This window comes from Spirosoma lacussanchae, from assembly GCF_005870035.1.
Classification (GTDB): domain Bacteria; phylum Bacteroidota; class Bacteroidia; order Cytophagales; family Spirosomataceae; genus Spirosoma; species Spirosoma lacussanchae.
In genome coordinates this window covers 96,571-116,966 of record NZ_SWJG01000004.1, presented here as the reverse complement: position 1 = coordinate 116,966, position 20,396 = coordinate 96,571, and the positions used below count along the sequence as shown (strand labels likewise).

Genomic DNA, 20,396 nt, shown 5'->3' with positions numbered 1-20,396 from the left:
GCGTCTTATTGCCAGCCTTCCGGCTGTACGTTGGTACGGGTGGGACTGGGAATGCAAACCGCCGAGGGAACCCCGACGCCATAAACGGGCGGGTTGCCCCGCGATGTTTCTATATTGGGATAACGCCGGTTCTGGGCGTAGAACAGGCCCCGGTAGCTGCCCAGTGGCACATTCCGGCGATTGAGCCAGTAGTGGTTGACGGCTACCGACGAAGCCGAGAAATACCCGACCACATTTTCAGACGGGTCGGTCAGGTTGCGAACGTTGCCGACGGTAGGGGCGGGGGGCGTATCGACCAGGGTGCCGGTGTTCTGGGTTTGTTCTTCAAACAACCGGTAATATCGATAGGCACCAACCGTCAGGGATAGCTGCTCGACATCGACAACGGCCGGTTCGCGCTGATAGACGGGGACCTGGGCCACGAGCCGGCCTACCTGCGGCCGCCCGTTAGCGTACACATCGGCAAACACGTTCACGCGGGTGCTGTAAAAGATATCCCAGCATGAGCCGCGACAGATGTAGTCGAAAAAATTGTACACCCCCAGGGTACTATCGGGAACGCAGCCGATTACCCGGATCGGGCCGGTGCCTACCGGACCAATATCTTCGAGGATATACCGTCCCTGCTGGCAGGACGCGCACCATTCCTGCGCTTCAAACACCCGGGTGCGCCAGAGGTAAAAATTCGTCTGGCCCGCCGGGTCCTGAAAATCGACGAAGATGTCGTTGCTGGGCGTATACAGTTCGTTGGCAAACCGGCCCGGCCCCTTCGGATTGAACTGATCGTATACCCGCTGAATAGCCGGAACCGCCACCATCGTCTCGACGGTCGATTCGTAGCGGGAGCCGTTTGCCGTCTGAAACCGAAGCTGGTAGCTATCGCCCACGCGACCGCTGAACTGGCTGGGCTGAAGTTCGTAGCGGCCCGGCTGGGTCTCGGTCAGCAGTACGGTCTGCGTGCCGTTGATGATAAGTTGTACCTGAGCTTTGCTGACAGGAGTGCGGGAGTTGCTGTCGCGGGTCGATGTCGACTGGCTGAGGGTGATGGCCTGGGTAACGGGCTGATCGGTCAGGATACCTTCAACCACCAGCAGGGTCGTGTTGGGGGTAAGGGTCGGATCGAACGTAGCGACGCAGGTGCTGAGGCCGATTATGACCGTAAGCAGGGCAACAACCCGAAAAAGTCTGGATGAGACAGACGGCCAGCTGGTGTACATACTTAACCAAGTATTCTAATCGGTTAAGTATGAAAAGGCTCAGAATCTACTCACTCTGAACGGCCAGGGGAACAAAATGCTTTTGGTTCAGCGGCAGATTCTCGCTGGTCCAGTCTACATCCCGCACAAACGCGAATGCCCGCACGGGGCAGTCGGCCACGCGGCAGTAGTGACAGCATTCTTTCATGCACGGATCGGTATGCACGAAAATTTCAACCTCGTTGCTGAACCCGGCCTTAAGCGTATCCTCAAACGCATGTACCTCGTCATGCACCTGTGTCAGTTCCCAATAGTAGGGTAAGGTCAGGTGACAGTCGATGTGTAGGTCGGCGCCGTACTTCTGCACCCGCAGGTTATGGACGTCGATCCAGTTTCGCTCCTTGTGTACATTGAGCAGGGCCACGACCCGGTCCAGGGTTGGCGCGTCGGTTTCGTCCATGAGTCGGGCAACGGACTGCCGAACCAGCTGCAGACCATTGTAAATGATCAGGACAGACAGACCCAGCGACAACACGCTATCGATCCAGCGCTGGCCGGTCAGGGCCACAATGGCCACGCCGATCATGACCACAATGCTGCTGATTACGTCGGTCATCAGGTGTTGCCCGTCGGCAATCAGGGCCAGGGAATCGGTCTGGCGGCCCGTACGGATCAGCATCCAGCCCACAAACGCATTGGCCAGTGCGGTAATCCCCAGCAGCACAAAGCCAGTACCCAGATTATCGAGCTCCTGCGGCTCGAAAACGCTCAGGATGGCCTGCCAGACGATCACCAGCCCGGCCGATAATATCATGGCCCCTTCGAAACCCGACGACAGAAATTCAATTTTTCCGTGGCCATAGGGGTGGTTCTGGTCGCGGGGTTGTCCGGCGAGGTAGATGCTATACAACGCGAATCCGCTGGCCAGCACGTTGACGATCGACTCGACGGCATCGGTCAGGATAGCGGTCGATGACGTCAGGAAATAAGCTGTGAATTTGACAACCAGCAGAATGATGCTGAGCCCAAACGACAGGCCCATCCAGCGGTATTTAGTGCGTTGACTGGCCCTCATGAAGCCCGGAATGAAGTGGTACGTGTGAACAAATATAGCCAACCGTACCCACAAAGTCCGTATTTTCGCTGGCATGAATGCAACCGATAACCCCTGGCAGACATTAAAATCGGCCGTAACGTACGAAAACCCCTGGCTGAGCATCCGGCATGAGGATGTGATCACGCCGGCCGGCACACCCGGCATTTACGGAGTTGTCAGTTTTAAGAATAAAGCGGTGGGGGTGATCCCGATCGATGCGGATGGGAATACCTATCTCGTTGGCCAGTACCGCTATCCGCTCAACGAATACTCGTGGGAGATACCGGAAGGCGGGTGCCCGCTGGGTACCGATCCGCTCGAGTCGGCCCGGCGTGAGCTTCGGGAAGAAACCGGTCTGGAAGCCCGGAAATGGACAAAAATTGCCCGGATTCATACCTCCAATTCGGCTACCGACGAGGAGGGGTTTCTGTACATTGCCGAAGATCTGGTTCAGGGCGACCATGAGCCCGAAGAAACAGAAGATCTCAAAATCTGGAAACTTCCATTGGCTGAAGCCGTTGATATGGCTATGAACAGCCGCATTACCGACGCCCTGAGCGTTAGCGGTCTGCTCATGGTAGCCCGCCTGCGGGGAATTTAACGGGTGCTGGTATACGGGGGTGGGCTGTTGACTCCAATGGCCCGACAGCTTCGGCAGCCAGACACCAACACTGTAAACTTCATCACTTGTGTTTTTACCAATTTTGTACGGATTTCTGGTCGGCGTTGCCCTTTGCCTGACATTTGGAACCGTTTTTTTTGCCCTGATCCAGAACAGTGTCGATAACGGCTTTCGGTCCGGAATGAAGATCGTGCTGGGCGTGATCGTCGGCGATATCCTGTTCGTACTGGCTGCCCTGCTAGGGACATCGTTTATTCCAAAGGTGCAGGGGTTCGAGCATTTCATGGCGGTTGTGGGAGTCATTTTCCTAACGGCCATGGGCCTGGTCAACATCCTCCGGGGCACCCCCCGGCTGGCTTATCCCCAAACCCGATTTGGTAACTACCTGTACTACGTGTCGACGGGCTTTTTTCTGAACGCACTCAATCCGGTCAATTTCGTTTCCTGGGTAGCCATTGTGGCGTATATCCGCTCGCACCTGCACTACACCCAGGCCGAACAGTACGGGTTCATGAGCGCCAGTCTGGTTGGGGTATTTGTAACTGAGTCGGCGCTGGCGTATTACGCCAACCGGCTCAAGCGACTCTTTACCCCCCGGGTCGTCACCCTGTTCAACCGAACAACGGGTTTTGTCTTTCTGGCCGTAGCCGTTCAGATTGCCTATACGCGGCTGTATGAGCCCGTAGCCCGGCTCATGAACTGGTAATTCTATCAGAGAGGCCACAGGGGCTTGCCGCGCATCGCCTGAATAAACAGCAGGGTCGTGGCGAGGCCATAGAGCAAACCCACCGCAACTGTCAGGCGAACACTTTTGAGGGCGTAATAGGCCAGGATGGGGATGATCTGGATGGCGTGCATGCCCATAAAATGCGCAATACGCAGATCGCCGTAGGTTCGGCTCCAGTTGACCACGGGCAGTCCCGGACTACCATCGGGGCCACCCACGGTATGCCGTAGCTGAGACCCCATCGCCAGCCCTTCCATCGCGAAGATCACGAACAGGCCAATGCCGATCCGGATGCCCCAGACATAGGCCGCGGGCAAGTCTGGAAAGTTGCGCTGGCAGAAGAGTAACCCAATATACCCCGTCCATAGGGCTATGCCTACAGCGGCCAGGGCCATCATGCTGTACAGAGCTGCGTACATAGGGGTATCGACCTTGAAGTGGGACAGCTGCCCCCGCCCGGCCTGAACGGCAATATAGATGAGTTCGAACCCCAGCAGCAGTATGACCCCCCAGGAGTAAATCTGCACCGCTCTGGACGGACCCAGGTAAAACATATACCAGGCCATAGTCCACACAAACAGGGTGGTTGATAGGAAAAACTTGACGGGTTTATACCAGGCGCTGACGCCGTTCACCTGAACATCGGTGAGCCGGGTCAGGGCCAGGCAAACGGCCGCTGCCAGCAGGCAGGCAAGGCCGAACAGATACATCGGTTCATTCCGGTAGCGCAACAATTCGGATAAGGTTTTCATGGCAAAATGGCTAATAGAACCAAATACGTATTAGCGTTTGGGGCTGGCCAGAAATTTATTGATCCGCATGGTGAGCCAGCGGGGCGAGAAGCGGGGGGTGTTTGCCAGCAGCCAGTTCAGGCGGCCCACAATTTTGACCCCTTTGCCCGATAGCAGGTGCCGGACGCCAACGGCCGCTACCCATTGCACATCGGCTGGTTTGTTCGTCGCGTATGCATTGGTTTTCAGCATAGCATCGGTGGTAAAACCCGTATCGACAGGACCCGGGCAGAAGGCTGAAACGGTAACTCCGCTGCCGGTCAGTTCCGCTGCCAACGTTTCGGAGAAAGCGAGGACGAACGCCTTGGTGGCTGAGTAAACCGAATAGTATGGAAACGGCAGGAACGACAGCAGCGAGGCAACATTCATGATGTGCCCGCTGCCGCGACGCTTCATAGCGGGCAGAAACAGTTTGGTCAGGGTTACTACCGCTCCCACGTTCAGGTCGATCATGCGCAGATCCGGTTCAAGCGCGCTCTCGTCAAAAGGGCCGTAGGTACCAAAGCCAGCGTTGTTAACGAGCTTCGTTACCGGAAGGCCCAGGGCGCTGATCTCATTGTGCAGGGCAACAGCTTCGTCGGCGTTGGAAAGGTCTTTGGCAAAGGTGTAGACGGAGATCCCGTGCTCGTCTACCAGCTCGGCCTTCAGCGTTTCCAGCAAGTCGAACCGGCGGGCTACCAGGATCAGGTTCTGCTTGCGGGCAGCCAGTAAGCGGGCCATGTTGAGGCCAATACCCGACGAGGCTCCGGTCAGTAGGATAAATTCGTTCATGGGATTTGGGTTATGGTAGTTAAGGATTTGGTCGACCGGGCGTAACCCGGGACCAGACCTCTGTCCGGCCAAAAAGCGATACGCCAACGTAGCCACGAATACTGAGGCTGTTCGGGGTGGTAAGGGTCATCTTGCAGGAATAGGTTTTTCCCTCCCGCGGGTCGTAGATGGTGCCGTTCTCCCAGGTGCTTCGGCCGTCATAGACGAACCCGTTCAGGATGACCAGCCCGATCAGATTTCGGCTGCGTAGGCTTGGGTCAGGATTGCTCTGGTCAGTAGTGGCCGTTCCCGTACCCCATAGGATCCTCCCCTGATACAGATCTCCCTGTCGATAAATAGTGATTCGGCTGTCTTTCCGGGGCGAGAGCCACTCACCGGTAACAGCGTCGGCGGGCGGTTGGGTATGTCGGGTAACTCCCCCCGTAACCAACAGGGCGAGTACGAAAAAAAAGACTTTCATTGATCTTGGTTTAAAATGTGAACAATGTTCATAAATAGGGCAAAAAAATTAGAAATGATCCAGTAGTTTCAAAAACTCGGTATACGCCTGATCAACGATAGCCGACGGATCGGTTAGATTGACTCCCTGCGTACGTTGGCTGATTTCCAGGCTGCACATGCCGTGAACCAGACTCCAGAACATGAATGACAGCGGTTGGAGCGAATGCCCGGCAAAATGACCAGCTTCAAGGCACTGGGCAACAGTACTGCTCAGGGCGGTAAAAGTTGCTTTTCCTTCGTCCCATTCCGGCTGATCGGTAGCGCACAAAAACGTCATGGGTGCTTTAGTGCTGAACATGAGCTCGTACATATCCCGGTTTTCGAGGCCAAATTTGATGTATATCCGCCCCATGGCCCGTAAGCGCTCCATCGGATCTGCCACACTGGCCAGCACCGAGAAATAGCTGGCCAGCATACCGAATCCCTGGCTGTGGAGCGCATGCAGGATCGCATCTTTGTTCCTGAAGTATACATACACCGTTCCAACGCTGTAATCGATGGCTTCGGCTATGTTGCGAATGGTGGTCTGCTCGATCCCATTTTCGGTAAACAGCTTTCTGGCCGCCCGTAAGATCAGGTCTCTCAGCTCTTCTTTCTCGCGTGCTTTCCGTTCGGCAACTCCCATCGTATTCAAAATCTGCAGCAAATAAAATGAACAACGTTCAAAATAAAAAATTGTTTTTTTCTATTCGCTTAGGATAGAGGGAGACAAAGAGGTATCTCTTCTGTATTGGTCCGTATTTTATTTGGCAATATAAGTATCATATGGTTTTACATAGCTGTATTAATTAGAATAATAGATATAATATTTTTAACTTATTTGATTAAGTAAAATAAAATTCTGTTCATGTCTTTTTTTGTAGTCGTAAGTTTTCTAGAATTGACTGATAATAAAATCTCTCATGTATTAATCACCTATGTACACATCTAATCCAGAACAGCATGAAAATACAGGTACTACTTTTTCTCTTACTTCTACCCGGTTTGTTAGTTGCGCAACAGCGAGCTGTACGCGGCAAAGTGATCGACGGAACGGGTAAGGAAGCGCTGCCCGGCACGACCATAACGGTGAAGGGAAGTACCGTCGGAACGGTGACTGATGCGCGCGGGCAGTACGAACTAACGGTGTCTGGCCGCACGGCAGTCCTGGTCTTCTCGTCGGTTGGTTTCCAGTCGAAAGAGGTAACGGTCGGCAACCAGCAGGTTATCGACGTGGAGCTGACCGCCGACACCAAACAACTCAGCGAGGTGGTCGTGACGGCTGCCGGTATCAAGCGCGACAAAAACGCCCTGGGCTATGCTGTCTCGACGCTGGACGCCAACCAGCTGGCCCAGAAATCGGAACCCGATCCGTTACGGGCGCTGACCGGTAAAGTGGCCGGGGTCAACATTCAGGGGTCGGGCGGAGCCGCCGGTGGTGCTACCAACATCACCATTCGCGGAAATTCGTCGCTGGGTAACAACAACCAGCCCCTGTTTGTGGTCGATGGTGTGCCCTTCGATAACTCCAGCTTCGGCAGCACGGATGGTTTCGTAGGCGGCTCGACCATTACGAACCGGGCCTTTGACCTCGATCCCAACAACATCCTGACCATGACGGTACTCAAAGGCGCGGCAGCGGCTGCGCTTTACGGATCGCGGGCGGCCAACGGAGCCATTATCGTTACCACCAAAGCTGGTAAGCGCCAGAGTCGGAAAGGACTTGAAATTACCTATAACACCGGGTATTCAATGGAGACCGTGGCCGGTCTGCCCGACTACCAGACCAGCTATGGGCAGGGGACAAACTTCGATTACCGCAGTGGTGTATTTGGGTCCTGGGGGCCACCGTACGAAGGGATTACGAGTCTGATTCCGACCCGAAAAACCATTCCGCACCCGCTCACGACTAATAACCGCTACCCGTCAACGGTATTCCCGCAGTTTTACCAGGCTGATGGAATCACGCCGATTCAGGTGCCCTATCAGTCGTACTCCCAGGATAATGCGCGAAATTTCTTCCGGACGGGCAGCGTCTTCGAGAATGCCATCTCGGTGTCGAGTGGCAGCGAGAAGGGTAGCTTTACGGCGGGGCTGTCGCGCACGGGGAACCAGGGCGTCGTACCCGAAAACCAGATTACCCGGACCGCTGTCAACCTGGGTGGCAATGCCCAGCTGGATAATAAGTTCTACGTGGGCGGGTCTATCAACTACGTCAATACCAACCAGGTGTCGCCCCAGGTGTCGGCGGCCAACGGGGCCGGTAGCTCCATTCTGGACATTCTGATGTTTGTGCCGACGAGCTATGACCTCACCGGCTTCCCGAATACCAACCCGCTCAACGGAAACAATGTCTACGACCGCGTCGGAACGGACAATCCCTACTGGTCTGTCGTCAACAGTCCTACAACGAGCAAGGTAGATCGCTACTACGGAAATGTCGTCCTGGGCGTCGATCCGCTTCCCTGGCTGAACGTGCAGAATACGGTTGGTTTCAACGCCTATACCGACCGGCGCACGGTGGTGAACGGCAAAGGGGGTGATTACTTCCCGAACGGCAACATTACCAATGACAACATCTACCGGCAGGAGCTGGACAATACCCTGTTGCTGACCGCCACCAAGCCGATCAATGAAAACATAGGGCTGAAAGTGATTCTGGGCAACAACGTGAACCAGCGCGTCACCGAACGGGCCGTTGTGTTTGGCGATGGTATCATTTTCCGGGGCATCAACTCGCTCAACAACACCAGCGTAACGATTCCGCGGGTGCTGCCCAACAACCGGAATAACTTCAAACAGCGGTACTATGCTTTCTTCACGGATATCTCGCTCGACTACAAGAACTACGCTTTCCTGAACCTGGTAGCCCGTAACGATGTCTCGTCAACGCTGCCGGCCAGCAACCGCAGCTATCTGTACGGTGGGGCCAGTGCCTCGCTCATTTTTACCGAAGCGTTTCAGCTGCCCAAGAGCATACTGTCGTTCGGTAAGTTCCGGGCGGGCTACACTCGGGTGGGTAACGAAGCCACGCCCTACCAGACGCAGACGGTCTACATCGCCAACCCGGTACTGGGCGTGGGCACCGGCACGGGAAGCATAGCGTCGCCCTTCGCCGGACAAAGCTCGCTGACCGAGTCGGATCTGCTGGCCAACGCAAGCCTGAAGCCCGAATTTATTACCGAACTTGAGATCGGTACGGAACTTCAGTTCTTCAATAACCGGATCGGGCTCGACGTAACGTATTACAACAAGATCAGTACGTCGCAGATCTTTACCGTCAATGCCGTACCGTCGTCGGGCTATACCCAGAAGGTGATCAACCTGGGCCGCTCCTCGAACGAAGGGGTGGAGATTGGGCTGAACGCTACACCCGTCAAACTGAACAACGGCTTTACCTGGAACCTGTCGTCGGCCTTTACCCTGAACCGCAACATCGTGCTGGACATCGGCGCCCTGAAAGAGCTGCCCTACGGCGGGTTCTCCGATCTGGGAAGCGTGCACATTGCGGGACAGCCTTACGGCCAGATTCGTGGCTCTACCTACGCCCGCGACGATGAAGGAAACATACTGGTGAACCCCAACACGGGTAAGCCAATCCTGAGCGGCAAGACGGCGGCTATTGGCAACCCCAACCCGGATTTTATCCTGGGCGTTACCAATACGTTCAGCTATAAGGGTCTGACCCTGAGTGCGCTGTTCGATTGGAAGCAGGGAGGGGATATGTACTCCTTCACGGCCTATGAGCTGTTGAGTCGGGGGGCTACCAAAGATACCGAAGAGCGGGAGGCAATCCTGGTCGGACCCGGTGTGCTGGGTGACGTAAATACGCTCAAACCCCTGCTGGATGGGGAAGGCCGTAAAATACCGAACAACATCGGTATCGCGGTTGCCGACTACTACTTCACGGGTGGGTTTGGCCCCGGTGGAGCGGCTGAGGTGAACGTACTCGACGCTACAGTTTTCCGGCTGCGCGAGGTGTCGCTGGGGTACCAGCTGCCCAAACGCTGGCTGGCCAAAACCCCGTTCGGATCGGCTTTTCTGTCGGTGAGTGGCCGCAACCTGTGGTATCTGGCCCCCAACTTTCCCAAATACCTGAACTTCGATCCGGAGGTCAGCTCGCTGGGTGCGGGTAACTCGCAGGGCTTCGACTTCATCGGTATTCCCACCACCCGCCGTCTGGGCGTCAACCTGCGGTTTAGCTTCTGATTTTCCTCTATTCATCTATACCTGGCATTTTATGATACGTATCGCAACCATACGAACGGCTTTTTTGCTAAGTCTGCTGTTTATCGGGGGAAGCTGCAAAGAGTTCGTCGATATCAATACCGACCCGAATAACCCCACTACGCCGGTGCTGGAGCTGCTCCTGCCCGCCACCCAGCTGTCGATGGCCGGCAGTCTGCGCGACGTGAATCAGGGAACATCAATCCTGGTTCAGCACCTGTATACGAGCACGACCAGCCGTAATTTTCAGGATGGCACCGATTATCAGCAATCCTGGAACAGCCTCTATACCCAGATGCTCAACGATGTTGACATCATTATCCGGGAGGGGACCCGGCTGCAACGCTGGGATTATGTGGCCATTGCCAAGCTGGAAAAAGCCTATGTCTATAGCATGATGGTCGATTTGTGGGGTGACATTCCGTATTCGGATGCCTCGCAGGGCCTTACTGTGTCGGACCCCGCCTTCGAGAGCGGAGCTGCCATCTACGACAAGCTCTTCGTGCTGATCGACGAGGCCCTGGCCGACGCCAACAAAGGTGCGTTTGCCATTCAGCCCACAACGGCCGATATTATCTACAGAGGTGATAAAAATGCCTGGATACGCATGGCCAATTCGCTGAAGCTGAAACTGTTCAATCAGATCCGGCTGGTGCAGCCCGAGAAGGCAAAAGCTGGTATCAACGCCCTGCTAACCGCCAACGCCCCTCTGATCACGACCAATGCGCAGGACTTCTCGTTCCGATTCGGTACCACCGAAACGCCCGCCAACCGGCACCCCTGGCATCGGGCCGAGTACCAGGCCAGCAAAAGTTATTACATGAGCCAGAACTTCATCGAGCGGTTGTTCAACACCGATGATCCGCGCATTCGGTACTACTTTTTCCGGCAGACGTCGAACTATACGGTTGGATTTACGCCCACCGGCAACGGTTACTTCGGTCGTTACACGGGCGACGCCACCGCATCGCCCAACGATAACGCCTTGAAGGCCACCTTCGGCGTATATCCGGCCGGTGGCCTGTACGACAACAGCCCGATCAACAACCTGACTGCGGCCCAGACGTTCATTACGAACACCGGTGCGACGGGCGCGCCCAAGGTAGTCACGAACCTCGATGGGAGCGGAGCCGGGGTATTTCCGTTCATCACCAATGCCATGGTCAAGTTCATACTGGCCGAAGCAGCGCTGACGATGGGTACGACCGGCGATGCGCGCCAGCTGTTTCAGGATGGGATTACGGCGCACCTCAACAGCGTCAACACTATTTCGACAACGGGCGGCAACTCGGCGCCGACCCTGCCTGCCGCCACGATTACGGCCTTTGTCGCCAACCGGAGCAGCCAGTACGATGCGGCCGATGCCGCTGGTAAGCTGAATGCCGTCATGACGCAGAAGTACATTGCCCTCTACGGCAACGGCATGGAATCGTACAACGACTACCGTCGGACGGGGCTGCCGGTGCTGCCGGCTCCCATCGCGCCACTCAACACATTCCCGCTCCGGCTTACCTACTCGGTAACTGAGCTGGCCACCAACGTAAATGTATCGGGCAAAGCGGATCAGCTTCAAACCGCTCAGCAGACCACCCCCGTTTTCTGGGATAAATAAAAACCACATTGAGAACCATGAGAGCCATACTTATCTGTTGTTCCCTGCTGGGATTGATCGCCCTGGACAGTTGTAAAACGGAAAATTACGTTTGGGAAAACTGGTCGTATACCGCCGTGCCGCTGGTGGCCGTCAACACGACCAAATCAGCCCTGCCTACGGTATCGACAGCCAATACCTCCTTTTTTGCGCTGAACGATGCGGACCTACCCAACCAGGTTTTTGAATACACGCTGCGCTGGGAAGGCTTCGGGAAAGCGGAGGTCAACTCCATCGATGTGTACCTCGGTTTTAATAAGGCAGCCGCCACCGGAAACCCGGCCTATCCGATCGTACTGTCGCAACCAGGTGGGCTGTATCCGAGCGTTACGCAGTTTCCGCTGCCCAGCCGGGTCGGAGCAACCGACAAGCTGTACGAAACCGTTACCCAGTTTCCGAAAACGTTTACAGTAACGGCGGCTCAACTGGCTGCTTTTACCGGAGTAAACCTGAGTACGGTGGCGCAGAATGATTATTTTCTGTTTAAGTTTATCCTCAACCTGAAAGATGGCCGCCGGATTGCGGGCTTTCAGGAAAACGTCTGCGATGAGGCCCGGGGCGAAGTGGGCGACTGCCGGGTTGGCGTTCGCTTTCGCAGACGATAGCCAAGTAACTAACTCCAATTCTATATTACTCACAAACAGACTATTATGATGTCTATTTTCCTTCGATTATCAACGTTTCTATTGCTGTCTGGCTGGTATCTGACCGGTGCCCTGGCGCAGTCGATACCGTCGCCCAAAGAACATTTCGGGTTCAACATTGGCGACGATTATCAACTCGCTACCTATACGCAGACCGAAGCGTATTTCAAAAAAGTAGCGGCTGCTTCGGACCGGGTCAAACTCGTCGACATCGGTATGACTGAAGAAGGACGCCATCAGTACATGCTGATCGTTTCGTCGCCGGAGAACCTGAAAAAGCTGGACCGTTACAAGGAGATTTCGCAGAAGCTGGCCCGCGCCGAAGGACTTTCCGACGATCAGGCCCGGGCGCTGGCCCAGGAAGGGAAAGCCATTGTCTGGATCGACGGGGGGCTCCATGCTACCGAAACCGTTGGAACGATGCAGCTTATCGAAACCATCTGGCAGCTGGTGAGCCGCAAGGACCCCGAGACGATGCGGATTCTGGATCAGGACATCCTGCTCCTGACACACGCCAACCCCGACGGGCAGGAGATCGTGACCAACTGGTATATGCGTGAGCCGAAAGCCGAGAAACGATCGCTCGATAATTTGCCCCGGCTCTATCAGAAATACATCGGACACGACAACAACCGCGACTTCTTCATCATGAACATGAAGGAAACCCAAAACATCGGGCGGCAGCTGTTTGTCGAATGGATTCCGCAGATAATGTATAACCACCACCAGCGCGGGCCGGCGGGTTCGGTACTGGCGGGGCCGCCTTATCGGGACCCCTTCAACTACGTTTTCGATCCGCTGATGGTTACGGGTATCGACGCCTTGGGCGCGGCCATGATCAACCGGCTGAACGCTGAAAACAAGCCGGGCTTTACGCGGCTGGGCGGTTCGGTATTCTCGACCTGGTATAACGGCGGTCTGCGCACAACGACCCACTTCCACAACATGATCGGCCTGCTGACCGAAATCATAGGTGGCCCAACCCCCGAAGATATTCCGCTGGTGCCGAGCCGGCTGATCCCGAACGGCAACACCCCGTTCCCGATAACTCCGCAGAAGTGGCACTTCAAACAATCTATCGATTATTCGTTGTCGTTGAACTATGCCGTGATGGGCTACGCGGCTCGCTACCGCGACGAGCTGCTGTTCAACATCTACCGCATGGGTAAAAACTCGATCGAACGCGGTAGCAAAGACACCTGGGGCCTGTCGCCGAAACGGATCGAGGCCATTAACGAAGCCTTCAAAAACGATCCGAAGAAACCCACGTCTACCTCCACCAATGCGGCCCTGGCTCAGTATGGCATGTTACCACGGGGGGGCGGTATGCCGGTTAAGTATTATGATACCATCATGAAAGCGCCGGTCCTGCGTGATCCGCGAGGCTTCATCATTCCGGCCAATCAACCCGATTTCGCGACGGCCGTTAAGTTTGTTAACGCGCTGATCAAGACCGGTATTCAGATTCAGCAGGCCACAGCCGACTTTACCGTGGCTGGTAAAAAATACCCCGAAGGGTCGTACATAGTTAAAACCGACCAGGCATTCCGGCCGCACATTCTCGACATGTTCGAGCCGCAGGACCACCCCAACGATTTCCAGTACCCGGGCGGTCCGCCGGTTCGGCCGTACGATGCCGCTGGCTGGACGCTGGCTTACCTGATGAATGTACAGTTCGACCGGGTGCTCGATGGTTTCGATGGTCCCTTCAAAAAGCTGCCCTATGGTGAGTTGCAGTCGCCCGAAGGGCGCATGGCCGGGGCTGCCGGCGGGGGATACCTGCTGAGCGCCCGAACCAACAATTCCTTTATTGCGGTCAATGACCTGCTGGCGTCGGGGGTGGACGTGTACCGGTTGCCTAACGGACTGGGCAGTAAGTCAGGTGTAGAAGCGGGCGCTTTCTTTGTGTCGGCATCACCCAAGGCCAAGGCGATACTCGATAAGTCGGTGAAAGAACTGGGACTCGACGTAACGGGCGTTGCCAAACGGCCAACCTCATCGATGGTTAAAGTCTCGCCCATGCGGATTGCTCTCTGGGATACCTATGGCGGATCAATGCCGTCGGGCTGGGTACGCTGGCTAATGGAACAGTACCACTTCCCGATGAAGGTAATTTACCCCGGCGATATCGACGCGGGTGATCTGAAGAAAAAATTCGACGTTATCGTTTTCGTGACCCGGGCCATACCGCCCGTACGTGGTCAGGATAATGACATCTTCAGCGCCATGGAGCGAGAGCCCAAAGAAGAGACTACCCCGGAAGAATATCGCCCCCGGCTCGGAAAAATCACCGCAGCCAAGTCGATCCCACAGATCAAAGCGTTTCTGGAAGCGGGTGGAACGGTCGTTACGATCGGGTCGAGCACCAACCTGGCGTATCACCTGAAACTACCCGTGAAGAACGCGCTGACGGAGATGACGAGCAGCGGGACGGAGCGGCCCCTGCCGGGCGAGAAGTATTACATTCCGGGCAGTGTGTTGCGGGTGAGCCTGGATTCGACCCAGCACGCCACCTGGGGAATGCCTTCGCAGACCGACGTCTACTTCGATAACAGCCCTGTATTCAAACTCTCGCCCGATGCCATCGCTAAAGGGGCCGTAATGCCGCTGGCGTGGTTCGATACCGACAAGCCGCTGCGGAGCGGCTGGGCTTGGGGACAGTCGTACCTGCAGGATGGTGTGGCGGCCTTCATGGCACCCGTGGGTGCGGGTAAGCTGTACGCATTTGGCCCCGAAATTACCTTCCGGGCTCAGGCACAGGGAACGTTTAAACTGCTGCTGAACCAGCTGTACAGCACCAGCCTCAACAGCCAGGGTGTGTCTATGATTGGTAAGTAAACGGTCATACCGAAACGATAAAGGCCCGGCACGAAGGATGACTTCGTGCCGGGCCTTTATCGTTTCGGTCGGGTAAGACTATAGACGCCGGATATAGTCAGGCCGTAGCCAGAAACGACTCCCACTCGTTGATCAGCCCTTTTTTCAGCACCCGTGGAAACTTATGCTGTCCCCCCAGCTTGCCTTTCGACTCCATCCATTTGTAGAACGTGTCGGTGGGCAGCACCGTAACCGTGATTTCTTTCAGTGCATGACGGCGTTCTACGGCATAGTCGTCGTTAAGCTCTTTCAGTTTCTCGTCGAGCCGGTTACGCAGTGTGTCAGGGTTGACTGGATCGTCAGTGCCGACGTACCAGTTGTGGGCGAACAACGTATCGTGGGTAACGCCGGCCACGGTAAATTCCCGTACCGAAATGCCGAGTTCTTCGGATACCATCTCGATAGCCCGGTTCATGTTGTCGACACTCAGGTGTTCGCCACAGAGACTCAGGAAGTGTTTGGTGCGACCCGTTATGATGATTTCTGACCGCGGTTTGCTGACGAACCGGATGGTATCGCCAATGAGGTAGCGCCACGCGCCCGAGCAGGTCGACAGGAGCAGAGCGTATTCTTTGCCTTCCTCTACCTCGTCGATCATCAGCGTTTGGGGATTCTCCGTTAGCTCGCCATCGGCGGTGAAATTTTGCTCGTTGAAGGGGATGAACTCAAAGAACAAACCATTGTTCAGCACCAGCTGCATACCTTCCGCGTTTGGGTGGGTCTGGTAGGCGATAAAGCCTTCTGAAGCCAGGTAGGTTTCAATATAGGTGATGGGGTGGGCGAGGAGCTTCTCAAATCCGGCCCGGTACGGTTCGAACGAGACGCCCCCGTGGCAAAATACCATCAGGTTGGGCCATATGTCGTGGATGGTCTTTACCTGGTAACGGGCAATGATTTTTTCCATCAGTAACTGAATCCAGGCCGGCACGCCTACCACGTAGCCAATATCCCAGTTGGCGGCCTGTTCGGTAATTTCGTCGAGCTTCAGCGCCCAGTCGCGTTCCTGGGCAATTTCGCGGCCGGGTTTATAAAATCGCTCGAACCAAAGAGGTATCCGGCTGGCGGTGATGCCGCTCAGGTCACCTTCAAAGTGGCCACCCCGGGCGTTCAGATCTGTACTACCACCCAGCATCAGACAGCCTTTCTCGTAGAGCGTTGGCGGTAGGTTCTGGTAGCGGCCCAGCGTCAGGATCTGCCGTACGCCCGTTCGCTGAATGGCCTTTGACATCGACTTGGTAACCGGAATATATTTCGAGGCTGCTTCGGAGGTGCCGGAGCTCAGCGCAAAATACTTGACTTTGCCCGGCCAGGCTACATCTTTCTCCCCCGCCAGCGATCGTTTCCACCACCTGTCGAACATGCGGTTGTAGTCGTGGATGGGGACGTTCTGCTTAAATTTTTCGTAGAACTCCCGCTTGCCACCAAATTCAGCTGCGCTGAGCAGTTCCTCAAAGTGGTAGGTGGTGCCAAATTCCGTAAACCGGGCTTTGCCGACCAGTTTGCGGAACGCCTTTCGCTGTTGTTTCAGCGGATTCAGCTGCCTGCGCTGTACGACATTCGTCAGTCGAATGCCGGTTTTTAACATACTGCCGAGAAGTGCCATTCTTAATAGGGATGAATGCTACCTGATGAACGACCCAGCCGAGCCGACTGGGGTGTCGATCGCTCCTTGTTTCGTTAATCAGGTAGCATTTGGTTACAGATTCCAATTACGTAATTGATCCATCATGCTGTAGGCGGTCAGGTCATACTGGCACGGTACAACAGAGGTGTAGTTTTGCGACAGCGCATATTCGTCAGTGTCCTCGGCATGCGTGTCGAAGTTGACAAAATCGCCCGCCAGCCAGAAATACCGGCGGCCATGCGGATCACGTCGCTCATCGAACACCTCCTGCCATTTGGCGTTAGCCTGCCGACAGATCCGGATGCCTTTGATGGGCTCTGCTGTCCGTCCCGGGAAGTTCACGTTCAGGGCAGTTCCGCGCTCCATGCCCCGCTCGAGTACATTACTGGCAATGCTCAGGATGTGATCGTGCGTATGCGAAAAGTCGGGCTGGCGCGTAAAGTCGCCGAGCGAAAAACCAATGGCGGGAATGCCTTCAATAGCGGCTTCGATGGCCGCCGACATGGTGCCCGAATACAGCACACTGATGGATGAGTTGCTGCCGTGGTTGATACCGCTCACCACCAGGTCGGGTGCCCGATCCTTGAGTACGTGGTGTTTGGCCAGCTTGACGCAGTCGGCGGGGGTGCCGGAACATTCATAGGCGGGCACCTCGCCAAAAATATCGGATGGATAAAGCCGGATCGGGTTAGCTATGGTAATGGCATGTCCCATGCCCGACTGCGGACTGTTGGGCGCCACGACCACCACCGAGCCCAGTTGTTTCATTAGGTCAACGAGTGTCCGGATGCCGTGGGAGGTAATGCCGTCATCGTTCGAAATTAAAATCAGGGGCTTTCTGTCAGCCATAACGAGTTCGTATGTCGCCGGTATGAATAAGACCGGCTGTTTTTGCAAAACTACGCAAATACGCCCGAAGCTGCTGCTTTTCCGACGGTCGGGCTGTGGGCCTGATGATCGGAAAAGCAGCCCCTGATACACTGTTGGACTTTGGGGCTACCGAGTCGATATCGGGCAAATAAATTGGGTAGGGACACAAAAACTATTTCTTTTGCAGCCAGTAAAAACCAACCCGACATGGCCACAAAAACGCCCATTCATCATCCTGTTGTTAAAGAAGGACTTGTAACACCTGCCTATTCGCCCGGTCTCGTTTGCGATGGCTGGCTCTTCGTATCCGGCCAGACCCCCCTGGACTATCTAACCGGCGAGGTCATGCTGGGTACGATAGAAGAAGAGACCAACCGCGTTATGCAGAACATCCAGGAACTGCTGGAAGGCGCCGGTTGCACCTGGGATGATGTGGTGAAAACAACCGCCCACCTGGCTAATATCAACGACTTTGAGGCCTATAACGCCGTTTACGCAACCTATTTTCCGGGGGTGTTGCCGGCGCGTACTACCGTTCAGTCGGGGCTGGCCAAAGGGATCAAGGTAGAGATCGATGTGATTGCCCGGGTGCCGCAGTCATGAATTGGTACGAAGTAGAAAACCCCGACACCATTGCGTCGCCCGCCTTGCTGGTGTACCCGGACCGGGTGACGGCTAATATCCGTTCGGCCCTGCAGATTGCCGGTATGGTGGATGGAAAGGGGGCAGAACGTCTGCGTCCGCACGTGAAAACCCACAAGATGCGGGCCGTAACCGAACTGCTGCTGGCAGAGGGGATCGTGGCTTTCAAGTGCGCCACCCTGCGCGAAGCCCGGATGCTGGCCGATGCCGGTGCGCGGGATGTCCTGCTGGCGTATCCACTCGTTGGCCCATCGGTACAGCGGCTGGCCGAGCTGCGGCAGCAGTACCCCACCGTTCGTTTTACCTGTTTGATCGATAACGAAACTGCAGCCGATCGCCTGTCAGCTTTGTTCGTAGGCCGCCCACTCGACGTGTACATTGACCTGAATGTGGGAATGAACCGAACCGGTATCAAGCCCGCCGATGCTCCGGCCCTCCACGATCACTGCCAGTCGCAACCCGGCATTCGGGTGGTAGGGCTGCATGCTTACGACGGTCACATTCGGGATACCGATCTCACGGACCGTGCCCGGCGTACCGACGAAAGCTTTACGCTGGCTGCGGGCGTTCAGCAGGCTATTGCCGATTCGGCTGGCGAAACCCTGCCCCTAATCATGGGCGGCTCGCCGAGTTTTTCCATGCATGCGCGTCGGCCCGGTCTGGAACTGAGCCCCGGCACGTTTGTATTCTGGGATGCGGGCTACGCCCAGATGCTGCCCGATCAGCCGTTTGTCATGGCTGCCGCCCTGCTAATGCGGGTCATTTCCATTGTCGATCCCCAAACTATTTGTCTCGACCTGGGCCACAAGTCCGTTGCGGCCGAAAATCCGTTGCCCCGGGTCGTTTTTCTGAACGAACCCAGTGCGCAACCCATAGGCCAGAGTGAAGAACATCTGGTGGTGCGCGTGGAGGCCAGCAGCCGGTACCAGCCCGGCGACGTATGGTACGGGGTGCCGGTACATATCTGTCCAACGGTCAACCTGTACGATCAGGCCGATGTGGTGGTCAATAATCAGTGGACTGGTCGGTGGGAGGTAACCGCCCGGGGTCATTAACCCGTCATTTCAGCCATTTATGTTCATTATCGATACCCATCTGGATCTGGCCATGAATGCCATCGAATGGAACCGCGACTACCGCCAGCCGGTAACCGCCATTCGGGCTTCGGAGCAGGGCATGACCGACAAGATTGATCGGGGTAAAAACGTGGTGTCCTTGCCTGACCTCCGCCGGGGACATATAGGTCTGGTCGTTGCTACGCAGATTGCCCGGGTCAACCCCACCGATGCGGGTGGTTCGGGGGCTGTGATGCCGGGCTCGGGCTGGAACTCGCCCGCCCAGGCCTGGGCCATGACGCAGGCGCAGCGGGCCTGGTATCAGGCGATGGAAGACGAACAGCAGATGGTACTGATTGCCAACCGGGCTGCCCTCAATGCGCACCTTGCCCGCTGGCAGGACCAGAGCGAACCCGCTGATCAAAAGCCTGTCGGTTTCGTGCTGAGTCTGGAAGGGGCCGATTCGCTGATCGACGTCTCCTACGTTGAACGGGCTTATGCTTATGGCCTGCGGGCGATAGGGCCAGCCCATTACCGTGATGGACGCTATGCCCCCGGTACAGGGCTGAGCGGTCCGCTGACAGCCCGCGGCCGGGAGCTGCTGCGGGAAATGGATCGGCTAAAGATGATTCTCGACGTAACCCATCTGACCGACGAGGGGTTTGAGGAAGCGTTGTCGCTCTACAGTGGGCCGATTTGGGCCAGTCACCACAACTGCCGGGCCCTGGTACCGCACCAGCGGCAACTCACCGACCGTCAGATCCGCCAGCTCGTTGAGCGCGGGGCGGTTATTGGCGGGTGTTTCGATGCCTGGATGATGAAGCCCGGGCTGACCCAGCGTCAGAGTAACCCGGCCGACTTTGGTATAACCATCGAGACGATCGTTGATCACTATGATCATATCTGCCAGCTGGCTGGCAACGCGCTGCACTGTGCTATCGGGTCCGACCTCGACGGAGCGTTCGGTCGGGAGCAGTCGCCCACAGATCTCGATACTATTGCCGATCTGCAACAACTTGGCGACCGGCTGGCTGCCCGGGGCTACCCAGCCGACGCCATCGACGCAATTTTTTATGGTAATGCGCTTCGGTTTTTGCAGAACGCCTTACCCTAGTTTAACTGG

17 protein-coding genes are annotated in these 20,396 nt (G+C 56.0%); 9 read left to right on the top strand and 8 right to left on the bottom strand.

Annotated features, from left to right (window positions below):
* Positions 1-5: 5 nt before the first annotated feature.
* A complete protein-coding gene (locus FBR45_RS16360) occupies positions 6-1,217 on the bottom strand; it encodes a DUF4249 domain-containing protein (RefSeq protein ID WP_138504231.1) in 1,212 nt (403 codons plus the stop codon).
* Between the two features lie 46 nt (positions 1,218-1,263).
* Positions 1,264-2,271 (bottom strand): cation diffusion facilitator family transporter, encoded by a 1,008-nt coding sequence (locus FBR45_RS16355; RefSeq protein WP_138504229.1) that lies wholly within the window; start codon positions 2,269-2,271, stop codon positions 1,264-1,266.
* A 73-nt stretch (positions 2,272-2,344) separates the two neighbouring features.
* Here FBR45_RS16355 and FBR45_RS16350 point away from each other — a divergent pair, with 73 nt between their 5' ends.
* Together FBR45_RS16350 and FBR45_RS16345 are read left to right on the top strand one after the other, a co-directional pair.
* Positions 2,345-2,893 (top strand): NUDIX domain-containing protein, encoded by a 549-nt coding sequence (locus FBR45_RS16350; protein WP_138504227.1) that lies wholly within the window; start codon positions 2,345-2,347, stop codon positions 2,891-2,893.
* 88 nt (positions 2,894-2,981) lie between these two features.
* A complete protein-coding gene (locus FBR45_RS16345; protein WP_138504225.1) occupies positions 2,982-3,620 on the top strand; it encodes a LysE family translocator in 639 nt (212 codons plus the stop codon).
* 5 nt (positions 3,621-3,625) lie between these two features.
* Here FBR45_RS16345 and FBR45_RS16340 read toward each other — a convergent pair whose 3' ends face one another.
* Genes FBR45_RS16340 through FBR45_RS16325 form a run of 4 tightly spaced genes read right to left on the bottom strand, consistent with a single transcriptional unit; the run spans position 3,626 to position 6,329 of the window.
* On the bottom strand, positions 3,626-4,393 hold the full coding sequence (locus tag FBR45_RS16340; RefSeq protein WP_138504223.1) for a hypothetical protein: 768 nt from the start codon (positions 4,391-4,393) through the stop codon (positions 3,626-3,628).
* A gap of 30 nt (positions 4,394-4,423) precedes the next feature.
* On the bottom strand, positions 4,424-5,203 hold the full coding sequence (locus tag FBR45_RS16335) for an SDR family NAD(P)-dependent oxidoreductase (protein WP_138504222.1): 780 nt from the start codon (positions 5,201-5,203) through the stop codon (positions 4,424-4,426).
* A 19-nt stretch (positions 5,204-5,222) separates the two neighbouring features.
* Complete coding sequence (locus tag FBR45_RS16330; protein WP_138504220.1) at positions 5,223-5,663, bottom strand: DUF2147 domain-containing protein; 441 nt, start codon at positions 5,661-5,663, stop codon at positions 5,223-5,225.
* A gap of 48 nt (positions 5,664-5,711) precedes the next feature.
* The gene (locus FBR45_RS16325; protein ID WP_138504765.1) at positions 5,712-6,329 is read right to left on the bottom strand and encodes a TetR/AcrR family transcriptional regulator; all 618 of its coding nucleotides are present in this window, start codon (positions 6,327-6,329) and stop codon (positions 5,712-5,714) included.
* 317 nt (positions 6,330-6,646) lie between these two features.
* Between FBR45_RS16325 and FBR45_RS16320 the strand changes: the two genes are divergently transcribed.
* The 4 genes from FBR45_RS16320 to FBR45_RS16305 are packed head-to-tail and all read left to right on the top strand — an operon-like array spanning position 6,647 to position 15,043.
* Positions 6,647-9,892, top strand: coding sequence for a SusC/RagA family TonB-linked outer membrane protein (locus tag FBR45_RS16320; RefSeq protein WP_138504218.1), 3,246 nt, complete (start codon positions 6,647-6,649; stop codon positions 9,890-9,892).
* A gap of 31 nt (positions 9,893-9,923) precedes the next feature.
* Positions 9,924-11,522: a SusD/RagB family nutrient-binding outer membrane lipoprotein gene (locus FBR45_RS16315; RefSeq protein ID WP_138504216.1), complete on the top strand. Its 1,599-nt coding sequence runs from the start codon at positions 9,924-9,926 to the stop codon at positions 11,520-11,522.
* Between the two features lie 17 nt (positions 11,523-11,539).
* A complete protein-coding gene (locus FBR45_RS16310; RefSeq protein WP_138504214.1) occupies positions 11,540-12,166 on the top strand; it encodes a hypothetical protein in 627 nt (208 codons plus the stop codon).
* Between the two features lie 45 nt (positions 12,167-12,211).
* Positions 12,212-15,043 (top strand): M14 family metallopeptidase, encoded by a 2,832-nt coding sequence (locus FBR45_RS16305; RefSeq protein WP_394344387.1) that lies wholly within the window; start codon positions 12,212-12,214, stop codon positions 15,041-15,043.
* 97 nt (positions 15,044-15,140) lie between these two features.
* On the opposite strand, the gene FBR45_RS16300 is transcribed toward FBR45_RS16305, so the two are convergent.
* A complete protein-coding gene (locus tag FBR45_RS16300; RefSeq protein WP_138504210.1) occupies positions 15,141-16,685 on the bottom strand; it encodes a GH3 auxin-responsive promoter family protein in 1,545 nt (514 codons plus the stop codon).
* Positions 16,686-16,778: 93 nt separating this feature from the next.
* Positions 16,779-17,555 (bottom strand): 5'/3'-nucleotidase SurE, encoded by a 777-nt coding sequence (gene surE / locus FBR45_RS16295; RefSeq protein ID WP_138504208.1) that lies wholly within the window; start codon positions 17,553-17,555, stop codon positions 16,779-16,781.
* Positions 17,556-17,783: 228 nt separating this feature from the next.
* On the opposite strand from surE, the gene FBR45_RS16290 reads away from it, so the two are divergent.
* Genes FBR45_RS16290 through FBR45_RS16280 form a run of 3 tightly spaced genes read left to right on the top strand, consistent with a single transcriptional unit; the run spans position 17,784 to position 20,387 of the window.
* The gene (locus FBR45_RS16290) at positions 17,784-18,179 is read left to right on the top strand and encodes a RidA family protein (protein ID WP_138504206.1); all 396 of its coding nucleotides are present in this window, start codon (positions 17,784-17,786) and stop codon (positions 18,177-18,179) included.
* A complete protein-coding gene (locus FBR45_RS16285) occupies positions 18,176-19,273 on the top strand; it encodes a D-TA family PLP-dependent enzyme (RefSeq protein ID WP_138504204.1) in 1,098 nt (365 codons plus the stop codon). The genes FBR45_RS16290 and FBR45_RS16285 overlap by 4 nt, the downstream gene beginning before the upstream one ends.
* Before the next feature lie 19 nt (positions 19,274-19,292).
* Positions 19,293-20,387, top strand: a complete 1,095-nt coding sequence (locus FBR45_RS16280) for a dipeptidase (RefSeq protein ID WP_138504202.1) — start codon at positions 19,293-19,295, stop codon at positions 20,385-20,387.
* The last annotated feature ends 9 nt before the right edge of the window (positions 20,388-20,396 follow it).